Here is a 13,042-nt window from a genome sequence, read left to right on the forward strand (position 1 = left end):
CACGAAATCGCGCTGGTTGCCGTGCGGGCCGGGCGCTAACGTGTAGCCACACATTCGAGGCTTCGGAGATAGCCATGACGTCCACGCCAGCGCGCAGCTACGCTCCGGAGATCATCGTCGCGGCCGGTTGCCTGATCGCCCTGATCACCTTCGGTCCGCGCGCTAGCGCCGGCCTGTTCCAGATCCCGATGACGGTCCAGTTCAATTGGGGCCGCGACATCTTCGGCCTGGCGCTCGCGATCCAGAACCTGCTCTGGGGCCTCGGCGCGCCCTTCGCTGGCGCGATCGCCGACCGCTACGGCACGGTGCGCGTGCTCTGCGTCGGCGCAGTGCTCTATGCCGCCGGCCTCGTCATGATGGCCTATGCGACCACGCCGCTGCAGCTCCATCTCGGCGCCGGCGTGCTGATCGGCTTCGGCCTCTCGGCCTGTTCGTTCAACCTCGTGCTCGCCGCCTTCGGCAAGCTGTTGCCGGAGCAGTGGCGGCCGATGGCTTTCGGTGCAGGCACGGCCGCTGGCTCCTTCGGCCAGTTCCTGTTCCCGCCGATCGGCAACATCCTGATCGATACGCTGGGCTGGCAGCAGGCGCTCATCGTCTTCGCTTTCACGCTGCTGCCGATCCTGCCGATCTCGATCGTGCTCGCGACGCGCAAGACCGGCGCTGCCGCTGGCGTTGCCGCCGCCAACCTGCCGAACCAGACCATCGTGCAGGCGCTGACCGAGGCTTTCAGGCATCGCAGCTATGTCCTGCTCGTGCTCGGCTTCTTCACCTGCGGCTTCCAGCTCGCCTTCATCACCGTGCATATGCCGGCCTATCTCAAGGATGCCGGCCTGCCGGCCTGGGTCGGCGGCTGGACGCTCGCGGTGATCGGCCTCGCCAATGCGGTCGGCTCGCTTTCCTCGGGCTGGCTCTCGACGCGGATGCCGAAGCGCCATCTCCTGGCCTGGATCTATCTCGGCCGCGCCGTGGCGATCGCCGCCTTCATCCTGCTGCCGCCCAGCCCGACGACCGCGATCACTTTCGGCATCGTCATCGGCCTGTTCTGGCTCTCGACGGTGCCGCCGACCTCCTCGCTGGTCATGCTGATGTTCGGCACAAAATACATGGCGATGCTCTACGGCTTCGCCTTCTTCTCGCACCAGGTCGGCGGGTTTCTTGGGGTCTGGCTCGGCGGCGTGCTCTACGAATCGCTGGGCAATTACCAGTTCGTCTGGTGGCTCTCGGTCGCGCTCGGCGTCGCCTCGGCCCTGATCAACCTGCCGATCGTCGAGCGGCCGGTGAACCGGCCGGAAGCGCAGCCCGCCTGATCGGAAAGACGAACCTGCACACGGCCGATGGGGTTGCGGTGGCAGCACGCCGCTGCAACCTTGTCGGTCTTCGTGTTTGCATGCTCCGGAGATGGTGATGACGACGTTCAAGGCCCTCGTGGCGACCAAGGGCGAGACCGGGCCGGACCTCGCCTTCACCGATTTCGCCGAGAGCGACCTGATGGAAGGCGATGTCACCGTCCGCGTCACCCATTCGACGGTGAACTACAAGGACGGGCTCGCCGTCACCGGCAAGGCGCCGGTGGTGCGTCGCTGGCCGATGATCCCCGGCATCGACTTCGCCGGCCGGGTCGAAACCTCCGATCATCCCGCTTTCAAGCCGGGCGATCTCGTCGTCCTCAATGGCTGGGGCACGGGCGAGACCCATCTCGGCGCCTATGCCCAGAAAAGCCGGGTGAAAGGCGACTGGCTGGTGCCGCTGCCGGAGGGACTGATGCCCGCCGAGGCGATGGCGATCGGCACGGCCGGCTACACCGCCATGCTCTGCGTGCTCGCGCTCGAGAAGCACGGCCTGAAACCGGCAGATGGCCCGGTCGTCGTCACCGGTGCGGCGGGCGGCGTCGGCTCGGTCGCGATCGTGCTGCTGGCCAAGGCTGGCTGGCACGTCATCGCCTCGACCGGCCGGGCCGAGGAGGCCGACTACCTCAAGAGCCTCGGCGCGGCCGAGATCATCGACCGCAACGAGCTGTCTGCGCCCGGCCGCCCGCTCGGCAAGGAGCGCTGGATCGCCGGCGTCGATGCCGTCGGTTCGCACACCCTCGCGAACCTGCTCTCGATGACGAAGTACGGCGGCGCCATCGCCGCCTGCGGCCTCGCGCAAGGCATGGACCTGCCGGCCTCGGTCGCGCCCTTCATCCTGCGCGGCGTCGCTCTGCTCGGCGTCGATTCGGTGATGTGCCCGAAGCCGCGCCGGATCGAGGCCTGGCAGCGCCTCGCCAGCGATCTCGACCGCGACAAGCTCGCCCTGATCACCACGACCATCCCGCTGGACGCCGTGGTTGAGACCGGCAAGGCGATCGTCGAGGGCAAGGTCAAGGGCCGCGTCGTCGTCGAGATCGGCTGAGGGCTAGCCCTCGAACAGCGCCCGCTGCCGCGCGAGTTCGTTGCTGCAGAAATCCATGAAGGCGCGCACGCGCGGCACATGCCGGATATCGGGATGGGTCAGCACCCAGAGGCCCGTGGCGAAATCCGGATTGGGCGGCAGGATCCGCATCAGGTCAGGGCGCTGGTCGGCGATGAAACAGGGCAGAGGACCGATGCCGAGGCCCTGCGCCACCGCCTCGGCGATTCCCAGCACGGCAGAGCTCTTGAGCGCGATCCGCTCCGGCGCGACATGCTCGCGCACGAAGCGCGCCGCCTTCACATGCGAGAGCTGGTCGCCGAGCGCGACCCAGTCGCGCTGGTAGAGCAGGGCGGGGCTGGCTTCTTCCTCGGGCGTGATTCCGTCCGCTGTGCGGCCATAGATCGCCCAGGCGATGGTGGCGATGCGCCGCCCGACCAGGGTCTCGCCCGGCGTGTCGCTGGCGCGGATCGCGATATCGGCATCGCGCTTCGACAGGTTGAGCGCCTGGTTGCCGATGACGACGTCGAGCCGGATCAGCGGATGCGCTTTGCGGAAGGCCGCGAAGATCGGCAGCAGCACGTTCTGGTAGAGCGTGTCGGTCGTGGTGATCCGCAATTCGCCGGAGGGTGCGACGTCGCGCCCGGCAAGGCGCCGGGCGAAGGCGGTGACGTCCTCATCCATGCGGCTTGCCAGCGCCGCCATCTCGGCCCCGGCGACGGTCGCGACATAGCCGGTCTTGCGTCGCTCGAAGAGCGGCAGGCCGACGAGTTCCTCGATCTGGCCGAGACGCCGGAACACGGTCGAATGATTGACCGAGAGAGCCGCCGCCGCCCCGGTCAGCCCGTCATGGTCGGCAATGGCCTTGATCAGCCGGAAATCGTCCCAGGCAAGCTTGGCATTCATCGGCAAGGCATCCTCCTGCGGGCACGCAAGCCGATATCTTGCAATGATGCAAGCTGGAGGAACTCAAATCCAGGAGAGCGGGGATCAGCGCGGAGCCGCGGCGCGCCGCAGACGGTCGTTGATCGCCTCGCCCAGCCCATGCTCGGGGATTCGGGCGACCGCGATGGTCCTCCGCCCCATCTCGTCGAGCCGGCGCATGTAACCGAAGAGATGGGCGGCGGCCTCGCGCAGATCGCCGCTCGGGCTGAGATTGAGCGAAGCCGGATGCTCGTGGGTCCCGGGGCCGAAGCCGAGCCAGGCCTCGCCATCTTCCGGGGCTTGTGCCTCGAGCCTCACGCGTGCCGCCGGCGCATAATGTGAGGCGAGCATGCCGGGCGAGATCGGCGCATGGCCGGCATCGCCCGCGATGACCAGTGGCCGGCCGATGACACGCTCGATTGCCTCGCGCGGCACTCCGCCGGGACGGAGCAGGCGCGGCGCACCGTCGAGGCAGGCGACGATGGTCGATTCGACCCCCACCTCGGTCGGGCCGGCGTCGAGGATAGCGTCGATACGCCGATCGAGGTCCGCGAGAACATGAGCGGCGCTGGTGGCGCTGATCCGGCCGGAACGGTTGGCGGAGGGCGCCGCGATCGGTTGCCCGGCCGCCTCCAGAACGGCATGCGCGACCGGATGGGCCGGGACGCGCAGCGCGACGGACGGAAGCCCCGCCCGCGCCAGATCGCTCACCGTGCAGCCCGACGAGGCCGGCACGACAAGCGTCAATGGTCCCGGCCAGAAGGCTTGCGCCAGCGCCAGCGCATTCGCATCGAACAGGCCCTGCCGGCGCGCGCTGGCGAGATCGGGCAGGTGCGAGATCAGCGGGTTGAAGCTCGGCCGCTCCTTGGCCGCATAGATGCCGGCAACGGCCGTGCCGGAGGTCGCGTCGGCCGCAAGCCCGTAGACCGTCTCGGTCGGCATTGCGACGAGTCTGCCCGCGCGCAGCAGTGTCGCAGCCTCGGCGATGCCGGACGCATCGGCGGCGAGAAGCTTCGTCTGGCGAGGAGAGGGCAGGGGCTGGTTCACGATGCGATTGACCAAAGATGGTTTATATATAAACTAACTGAGGAGTGCGACACGGGACGAAGGTCGCGCTCGCTTGCGCGTGGCTTAGGCGATAGTTCCTCGCTACCATCGCGGCAACGGCAAATGCAGGCTGCGGCTGCCTTCAAGGGCAAGCGCCGGCCTCAGGGAGAGACGGTTATGAGCTATCGCGCCCCGGTTTCGGACATGCTCTCCACCATGCGCCACGTCGCGGGGCTCGACCGGCTCATCGCCGACGGGCTCGTGCCCGAGCTCGACGGCGGCGTGGCGGAAGCCGTGCTCGACGAGGCCGCGAAATTCGCCAACGACGTGATCGCGCCGCTGAACCGCGTCGGCGATCTCACCGGCTCGAAGCTGAAGGACGGCGCCGTCACCACCCCGCCGGGCTGGAAGGAGGCCTACAAGGCCTGGGCCGAGGCCGGCTGGAACGCGCTGCCGGCGCCGGAAGCCTATGGCGGGCAGGGCCTGCCGGCATTGCTGCAATCGGCCTGCATCGAGATGTGGAACTCCGCCGCCTTCGCCTTCGCGCTCGGCCCGTTGCTGACGGTCGGCGCGATCGAGGCGCTCCATGCCCATGGCTCCGACCATCTCAAGGAGACCTATCTCGCCAAGCTCGTTTCCGGCGAGTGGATGGGCACGATGAACCTGACCGAGCCGCAGGCCGGCTCCGACCTCAACGCGCTGCGCAGCAAGGCGGAGCGCGTCGGCGACGGCACCTATCGCATCACCGGCCAGAAGATCTTCATCACCTATGGCGAGCATGATCTGACCGAGAACATCATCCATCTCGTGCTGGCGCGCCTGCCCGATGCCCCTCCCGGCACGCGCGGCATCTCGCTCTTCCTCGTGCCGAAATTCCTGGTCAATGCCGACGGTTCCCTCGGCGCGCATAACGACCTGCGCTGCTCCGGCATCGAGCACAAGCTCGGCATCCATGCCTCGCCGACCTGCTCGATGGCCTTCGGCGACAATGACGGCGCCATCGGCTGGCTGATCGGCGAGGAGAACCGCGGCCTCGCCTGCATGTTCACGATGATGAACAACGCCCGGCTCAATGTCGCGCTGCAGGGCGTCGCCATTGCCGAGCGCGCCTATCAGCAGGCGCTCGCCTTCGCCCATGAGCGCAAGCAGGGCGCGGCGCTCGATGCCCCCAAGGGCGCGCCGATGAGCCCGATCATCGTCCACCCGGACGTGCGCCGCATGCTGATGGATATGCGCGCCAAGACGCAAGGCGCCCGCGCCATCTCTTATCAGGTTGCCGAGGCGCTCGACCGCTCGCATCGCGAGACCGACGAAGGCAAGCGCAAGGCGGCCTCCGAGCGCGCCGCGATCCTCACCCCCATCGCCAAGGCCTATGCCACGGATATCGGCATCGATGTCGCCTCGACCGGCGTGCAGGTTCATGGCGGCATGGGCTTCGTCGAGGAAACCGGCGCCGCTCAGCACCTGCGCGATGCCCGCATCGCCGCGATCTACGAGGGCACCAACGGCATTCAGGCGATCGACCTCGTCACCCGCAAATTGCCGCTGTCGCAGGGCGATGCCGTCCAGGCTTTGATCGCTGAGATGCGCGGCATCGTCGGCGAGGTCGAGCGCGCCAATAATCCGGGCTTCGGCCATGCCGCCGCCCGCCTCGGCGCCGCTGTCGATTCGCTGGAAAAGGCGACGGAATGGATGCTCGGCGCGCTCGGCGGCAAGCCGGCCGATGCGCTGGCGGGTGCGACGCCCTATCTCAAGCTCTTCGCGCTGGCGCAGGGCGGCACGGGATTGGCGAAGAAGGCGCTCGCCACGCGTTCGGGAGCTGAGGGAGCGGCTGATCTCGCCACCGCCCGCTTCTATGCCGAATGCATCGCGACCGAGGCGCCGGCCCTCGAACTCGCGGTGACGGAAGGCGCCGGCGCCATCGCCGACGCGGCCGCGGTCTTCGCCGCGTGAGCGCAGCCGCGCCCCGTTCAGGCAGCCGTAGCCTTGCGGGCGCGGATATGCAGGAACAGCGGGACGATATGCGTGTCGGCGAGATAGGGGATGGCCTTCGCCGTCTCCGCATCGACATGCGGTTCGGCCATGTGCTCGATCGTGAGCCCGGCCGCGACGATCATCGCCACCCATTCGCTCAGCGTGCGGTGGAAGCGCGGCACCCGGAACGGCTCGACGCTGGCCTTGATCTCGGCCGGGGCGGCGCCGAAGCGCCAGGTCTCGATCTCGCCATCGACGCCGTCGAAATAGCGGCCGACCTCGATCGCGCGGATTTGGCCGACATCGTCGCGCAGAACCTTGCGATAGGGCGGCGCAAAGCAGGGGTGAAGAATGGAGAACTGCAGGAAGCCGCCGGGCTTCAGCACGCGCGCCGCTTCCGCCAACGCCTTGTCCTGAGCGGGCATGTCCATCAGCGACATGAAGGCCGTGGCGAAATCGAACTGCGCGTCCGGGAAGGGCAGGGCGGTGCCGTCCCCGAACCGGTAGTCGATGCCGAGCGGTTTCGCGGCTTCGGCCTCCTGCGCATGGCGGATGAAGGTCGGCGCGATATCGACGGCGACCATGCGCCCGCCAGCTTCGGCGAGCTTGCGCGTGTTCGAGCCCTCGCCGCAGCCGATGTCCAGGCCATCGAGCCCCGCGATATCCGGCAGGTTGGCGAAGAAGACGGGACTGTTCAGCGCGTCGCGATAGAGGTCGTAGCCGGCCCGCGCATGACGGGTCCATGTCTCGGCATTGGCCTCCCAGCAAGCGGCGACATCGGTGCTGTCCATGGTGCTGCTCCGTTGCGAGGGGAGCGGGGCTATAGAGCAGCGGATGGAGTGTGGCTAGCGGCGATTCGCGGGGAATGCCCATGAGCGCCGCGCAACCGCCGCTTTCCGGCCGAATCTGCCTTGTCGCAGGCGCCTCGCGCGGGCTCGGACGCGGCATCGCCAGGGCACTGGGCGAAGCCGGCGCGACCGTCATCGTCACCGGCCGCTCCAGCGAGGCCGGGCCGCGCACCGACCAGCGTTCCGAGACCTTCGAGGACGCGGCCCGCGAGGTCGAGGCCGCTGGCGGCAAGGGCTATCCCTATCGTTGCGACCATACCAGCGAGCGTGACGTCGATGGGCTCGTGGCCTGGGCCCTGCGCCGCTTCGGCCGGCTCGATTGCGTCGTCGATGCGGTCTGGGGCGGCAATGAAGGCTATGACGGCGAGCGCTATCCCGACGGCTCCGGCTTCGGCACGCCGTTCTGGCGCCGCCCGGCGGCCAGATTGGGCGAGAGTTTTGAGAGCGGTGTCTATGCCCAGTTGCTGCTGGCGCGCGCGGTCGCGCCGGCCATGGTGCAGGCGCGTTCGGGCCTCATCGTCACGCTGAGCTTCGACATGGGCGGCCTCTATCTCGGCGATGTCTTCTACGATCTCGCCAAGGCGACGATGAACCGCCTGAGCTTCGCGATGGCGCAGGAGCTCAAACCCTTCGGCGTCACGGCACTGGGCGTGTCGCCCGGCCATGTCCTGACCGAGCGTGTCCGCGATGCGGGCCTGGGCGACCAGACCACCGAAACGCCGCTCTATGCCGGACGCGCCGTCGCGGCGCTCGCTGCCGACCCGAACGTCGCCCGTCATGCCGGGCGGGTGCTGCACGTCGCCGATCTGGCGCGCGCCTATGGCTTCACCGACCGGGACGGCTCGCAACCGGCTCGCTACGTCATCGACAACTAGGAGGGAGGCGGCGATGTCGCTCAAGGGTAAGACGCTTTTCATCACCGGCGGCTCGCGGGGCATTGGGCTTGCCATCGCGCTCAGGGCGGCGCGTGACGGCGCCAATGTCACCATCGCCGCCAAGACGGCGGAGCCGCATCCCAAGCTCCCCGGCACGATCTATACCTCCGCCGCCGAGATCGAGGCGGCTGGCGGCAAATGCCTGCCCTTGATGGTCGATGTTCGCGAAGAGCAGAGCGTCGCCGAGGCGATCGCCAAGACGGCCGAGACATTCGGCGGCATCGACATCGTCGTGAACAATGCCAGCGCGATCCAGCTCAGCAACACGCAGATGACCGACATGAAGCGCTTCGATCTGATGCACCAGATCAACACGCGCGGCACCTTCATGGTCTCGAAATACGCCATTCCGCATCTGGCGAAGGCTGAGAACCCGCATATCCTGATGCTCTCGCCGCCGCTCGACATGAAGACACAGTGGTTCGCGCCGCATCTGGCCTATTCCATCGCCAAATACGGCATGAGCCTGTGCGTGCTCGGCCTTGCCGGCGAGCTGGCGCGCCAGGGCATCGCGGTCAACGCGCTCTGGCCGCGCACGACCATCGCGACGGCCGCCGTCCAGAACCTGCTCGGCGGCGACAAGATGGTGCAGGCGAGCCGCACGCCGGAAATTCTCGCCGACGCCGCCCACATGATCTTCTCGAAGCCGTCCCGCGAATTCTCGGGCAACTTCCTGATCGACGACAGCTTCATGGCGGGCGAGGGCGTCACCGATTTCACCCCGTACCGCGTCGACGCTTCCGTGCCGCTGATGCCGGATTTCTTCGTGCCGGCCGACAGCCTGCCGCCGCAGGGCGTGAAGGGCGGCGTCTGACGGCTCAGCGGTGCTTCGCTCCGGGCCGTCATCGGTTTGACACGCGGCTGGGATCGGAGTTCCTGCCGGTTTCCATCACGACCGTGCAGCGAGATTCGCGCCGATGCTGACGATCCACGGCACATGCCCCGACTCGCGCGACAAGCTCCGCCCCGGCAAGCTCGACCCGTACGGAGACTTTCCGGACGATGTCGTCTGGATCGATCTGCTCAATCCGACGCCGGAGGAGGACAGGCGGGTCGAGAAGCATCTGGGCATCTCGATCCCGACGCGCGAGGAGATGCATGATCTCGAGCCGTCCGAGATCATCTATACCGAGAACGGCGCTCGCTACATGACGGCGCGGATCATCTGCCAGTCAGACACCATCGTCCCGCTGCTGGCGGACGTGACCTTCATCCTCACCGACAGGGCACTGGTGACGGTGCGCTATGACGAGCCCGGCGCCTTCAACATCTTCCTCAACCGCGCGACCAAGCCGGGCGGCTGCGGCCAGCAGCCGGAAGCCGTCCTCGACGGGCTGATCGAGGCGATCGTCGACCGTGCCGCCGAGGTGCTGCGCGGCGTCGGCGACAAGATCGACATCGCCTCGCGCCGGGTCTTCGCCGGGCGTGGCCAGGATGTCGAGCGCGGCGGCGTCTATCAGGTCGTGATCCAGAAGATCGGGCAGTACGAGCACATCATCTCGAATGTCCGCGAGAGCATGGTCTCGGTCGAGCGCGTGCTGCTCTTCCTCTCGGCCAATTATACGCGGCCGAAGAAGGCGCAGACCGGCTTCTCGGCGGAATGGCGCTCCGCGGTGCGCGACGTGCAGGCGATCGAGGAACACGCAGCCTTCCTGTCGAACAAGTTGCAATTCATGATGGACGCTACGCTCGGCCTCGTCTCGATCGAGCAGAACAAGATCATCAAGCTCTTCTCGGTCGTCTCCGTCGCGCTGATGCCGCCGACGCTGATTGCCTCGATCTACGGCATGAACTTCAAGACGATGCCGGAGTTGGAGTGGCAGTGGGGCTATCCGCTCGCGGTCGGTCTGATGATCCTGTTCGCGGTGCTGCCCTATCTGTTCTTCCGATGGAAGAAGTGGCTGTGAGCCGCTGAACACGCGCGATATCTTGAAGGCCGGATGACACAGCCGCAGATACTCTCCGTCCTTCTCGTCGCCGGCATGATGGCTGCCTTCCTGTGGGGGCGCCTGCGCTACGACATCGTCGCGATGCTGGCGCTGCTTATGGCCGTGGCGCTCGGGCTGGTGCCGGCGACTGAGGCCTTCAAGGGTTTCTCCGACGACATCGTCATCATCGTCGGTAGTGCCTTGGTGCTGAGCGCCGCGGTCGCGCGGTCGCGCATCATCGAACGGCTGTTCTCGAAGCTGGGCTCGGGCCTTTCCTCGATGCAGTTGCAGGTGCCGCTGCTCGTCTTCATCGTCGCGGTGATGTCGGCGATCATCAAGAATATCGGCGCGCTCGCGATGATGCTGCCGATCGCCTACCAGCTCGCCCGCAAGAGCGGGACATCGCCCTCGGTCCTCCTGATGCCGATGGCCTTCGCCTCGCTTCTCGGCGGCATCGTCACACTGGTCGGAACCTCGCCCAACGTCATCGTCGCCCGCGTCCGGCAGGAGCTTGGTGGCGAGCCCTTCCGCATGTTCGATTTCGCACCCGTAGGCATCGTCGTCGCCGTCGCCGGCTGCCTCTTCCTTAGCCTTGGCTATCGCCTGCTGCCGCGCGATCGCCGCGGCGCGGTCTCGCTCGATCAGGCGATCGACATCAAGGACTACCTGACCGAGGCCAAGCTGCGCGAGAAATCGCCGCTCGCTGGCAAGACGGTCGCTGACCTCAAGGCGATCGGCGGCGATGCCATCGAGATCGTCTCGATCCTGCGCAACGAACGCCGCGTCCAGGCGCCGCTGCCCGATGCCTCGCTCAAGGCCGGCGACATCCTGCTGCTGCGCGGCGACGCTGCCGTGCTGGAGCGGGTGGTCGCCGAGGGCGGGCTCGATCTCGCCGGCAAGGACCGCCCGACGCAGAAGGAGGATGCGCTCGATCCCGATCGCATCGCCGAGGCGATCATCGGCCCGGATTCGACCCTGATCGGCCAATCGGCCGGCGATATTGCCCTGCATAGCCGCTTCGGCATCAACATGATCGCGATCAGCCGCTCGGGCGAGCGCTTCAGCCAACGCCTGCGCGATATCCGGCTGCGGGCCGGCGACATCGTCGTCATCCAGGGCGACGAGAAACTCCTACCCGAAAAGCTATCCGAGCTCAGCCTGCTGCCGCTCGCGGATAGGCTCGTCCCATTGGGCTCGACGCGCCGGGTCGTGCTGACCGTGACGATCGTGCTCGCGGCCATCATCGCGCTGGCGGCGGGGCTGGCCCCGGTGCCGCTCGTCTTCTTCGCTGCCGCCGTGTTGCTGATCGCCCTGCGCTGCGTGCCCCTGCGCGAAGCCTATCACAGCATCGATGCACCGATCCTGCTGATGCTGGCGGCGCTGATCCCGGTCTCGGATTCGCTGCGGACGACCGGTGCCACCGATCTCTTCGCCTCCTGGCTCGCGATGATCGGTGGCGGATTGCCGGGCTGGGCCTCGGTCGCGCTCATCCTGGTGGCGGCGATGGCCGTGACGCCGTTCCTCAACAACGCGGCGACCGTGCTGGTCATGGCGCCGATCGGCGCGGGCTTCGCGAAAAACCTCGGCTACAATCCCGACGCCTTCCTGATGGCGGTGGCGATCGGCGCGGCTTGCGATTTCCTCACGCCCATCGGCCACCAGTGCAATACGCTGGTGATGGGGCCGGGCGGCTATCGCTTCAGCGACTACGCAAGGCTCGGCGCGCCGCTGTCCCTGCTGGTCATCCTGCTCGCGGTGCCGATGATCCTGCTGGTCTGGCCGCTCAGATAGCTACAGCCAGCCATTGCGCCTGAAGCGCCAGTACAGGATTGAGCAGGTGCAGACGATCAGCGTCAGCACGGAATAGTAGCCGTAATACATCTTCAGTTCCGGCATGTTCTCGAAATTCATGCCGTAGATGCCGGCCACTGCCGTGGGCACGGCCAGGATGGCGGCCCAGGATGCGAGGCGCTTGGTGATCAGGCTTTCCTGGCTCTGCCCGACCAGCAGGCTCGCCTCGAAGGCGAAGGCCAGAACCTCGCGCAGGCTGTCGATCTTCTCCTGCACGGTGCGGACATGGTCGGTCACGTCGCGGAACATCGGGGCGAGCGTCGGCCGGACCTGCGGCACGGTGCCGTTCATCAGGCGCTGGCAGACATCGACCAATGGCGCCACCGCATTGCGCAAGCGCAGCAGGTCGCGCCTGAGCATATAGAGCCGCTCGATATCTGAGCGCCCCATCGGCTTGGCCAGGATCTTGTCCTCGATCTCCTCGACCTCGTCATGGATCGCTTCCAGCACCGGCATGTAGTTGTCGACGATGAAATCGAGGATCGCATAGAGGATGAAATCCTCGCCCTTCGCCAGCGAGGTCGGGCAGGTCTCCCAGTGCTGCCGCACCGACTTGTACGAGGTCGAGGCACCGTGCCGGACGCTGACGATATAGCCGCGCCCGACAAAAATATGGGTCTCGCCGAAGGCGATGCGCCCGTCGATCAGCTGGGCGGTGCGGGCGACGACGAAGAGCGCATCGCCATATTGCTCGAGCTTCGGCCGCTGGTGTGCGTTGGTGGCGTCCTCGACCGCGAGCGGGTGCAGGTTGAACTGCTGCTGGACGCAGCGCAGCAGTGCGGGCTCAGGTTCGAACAGGCCGATCCAGACGACATGATCGTCCTTGCGCGCCCATTCGCCGGCCTCGGTGACCGGGATATCGGCCACCCGTACGCCATGGACATAGACGCCGGACGCGATGACGCCGTCCTGCTGCGGATGCTCTTGTTCGGGTGTCATGGCGGCGTACGCCGTTTCCCGAGCGACGGAGGGGCTGAGCCGGACTTCCGAAACTGACATGCGACCACCTCGCCGATCGCTGGATCATCGGAGTGCAGGCTAGAACCGTTCGATCTCCGTGGAAATCACTTTTCCGGCAAACGGGATCGTTGCTGCGAGGCGATTGGGTCGAGATGAGAACACCGTTCTCGGAGTGGTCGGCTTCATG

Annotated in this window: 11 protein-coding genes; 7 read left to right on the forward strand and 4 right to left on the reverse strand. The window is 67.1% G+C overall.

Annotation, left to right across the window (positions count from 1 at the left end; translation table 11 throughout):
* Window positions 1-74: 74 nt before the first annotated feature.
* Window positions 75-1,307, forward strand: coding sequence for an MFS transporter (locus tag NUV79_RS08115; protein ID WP_257732559.1), 1,233 nt, complete (start codon window positions 75-77; stop codon window positions 1,305-1,307).
* Between the two features lie 97 nt (window positions 1,308-1,404).
* Entirely contained in the window at window positions 1,405-2,391 is a 987-nt protein-coding gene (acuI, locus tag NUV79_RS08120; RefSeq protein ID WP_257732560.1) for an acrylyl-CoA reductase (NADPH), read from the forward strand.
* A 3-nt stretch (window positions 2,392-2,394) separates the two neighbouring features.
* On the opposite strand, the gene NUV79_RS08125 is transcribed toward acuI, so the two are convergent.
* Together NUV79_RS08125 and NUV79_RS08130 are read right to left on the reverse strand one after the other, a co-directional pair.
* Window positions 2,395-3,294 (reverse strand): LysR family transcriptional regulator, encoded by a 900-nt coding sequence (locus tag NUV79_RS08125; RefSeq protein WP_257732561.1) that lies wholly within the window; start codon window positions 3,292-3,294, stop codon window positions 2,395-2,397.
* An 84-nt stretch (window positions 3,295-3,378) separates the two neighbouring features.
* Window positions 3,379-4,359: an L-threonylcarbamoyladenylate synthase gene (locus NUV79_RS08130; protein WP_257732562.1), complete on the reverse strand. Its 981-nt coding sequence runs from the start codon at window positions 4,357-4,359 to the stop codon at window positions 3,379-3,381.
* Between the two features lie 177 nt (window positions 4,360-4,536).
* Between NUV79_RS08130 and NUV79_RS08135 the strand changes: the two genes are divergently transcribed.
* Window positions 4,537-6,312 (forward strand): acyl-CoA dehydrogenase family protein, encoded by a 1,776-nt coding sequence (locus tag NUV79_RS08135; protein WP_257732563.1) that lies wholly within the window; start codon window positions 4,537-4,539, stop codon window positions 6,310-6,312.
* A gap of 17 nt (window positions 6,313-6,329) precedes the next feature.
* Here NUV79_RS08135 and NUV79_RS08140 read toward each other — a convergent pair whose 3' ends face one another.
* A complete protein-coding gene (locus tag NUV79_RS08140; protein ID WP_257732564.1) occupies window positions 6,330-7,124 on the reverse strand; it encodes a class I SAM-dependent methyltransferase in 795 nt (264 codons plus the stop codon).
* Between the two features lie 80 nt (window positions 7,125-7,204).
* Between NUV79_RS08140 and NUV79_RS08145 the strand changes: the two genes are divergently transcribed.
* The 4 genes from NUV79_RS08145 to NUV79_RS08160 all read left to right on the forward strand — a co-directional run bounded on the left by NUV79_RS08145 (window position 7,205) and on the right by NUV79_RS08160 (window position 11,835).
* Window positions 7,205-8,056 carry an SDR family NAD(P)-dependent oxidoreductase gene (locus NUV79_RS08145; protein ID WP_374679010.1) on the forward strand — a complete coding sequence of 284 codons (852 nt, stop codon included), beginning with the start codon at window positions 7,205-7,207 and terminating at the stop codon, window positions 8,054-8,056.
* A 13-nt stretch (window positions 8,057-8,069) separates the two neighbouring features.
* Entirely contained in the window at window positions 8,070-8,930 is an 861-nt protein-coding gene (locus NUV79_RS08150) for an SDR family oxidoreductase (RefSeq protein ID WP_257732566.1), read from the forward strand.
* A 103-nt stretch (window positions 8,931-9,033) separates the two neighbouring features.
* Complete coding sequence (locus NUV79_RS08155; RefSeq protein WP_257732567.1) at window positions 9,034-10,023, forward strand: magnesium transporter CorA family protein; 990 nt, start codon at window positions 9,034-9,036, stop codon at window positions 10,021-10,023.
* A 33-nt stretch (window positions 10,024-10,056) separates the two neighbouring features.
* Entirely contained in the window at window positions 10,057-11,835 is a 1,779-nt protein-coding gene (locus NUV79_RS08160) for an SLC13 family permease (protein WP_257732568.1), read from the forward strand.
* Here the strand turns inward: NUV79_RS08160 and NUV79_RS08165 are convergent, their stop codons facing one another.
* Window positions 11,836-12,834 (reverse strand): magnesium and cobalt transport protein CorA, encoded by a 999-nt coding sequence (locus NUV79_RS08165; RefSeq protein WP_257732569.1) that lies wholly within the window; start codon window positions 12,832-12,834, stop codon window positions 11,836-11,838.
* Between the last annotated feature and the right edge of the window lie 208 nt (window positions 12,835-13,042).

It is taken from the genome of Allobosea sp. 47.2.35 (assembly GCF_024655635.1).
Classification (GTDB): Bacteria; Pseudomonadota; Alphaproteobacteria; order Rhizobiales; family Beijerinckiaceae; genus Allobosea.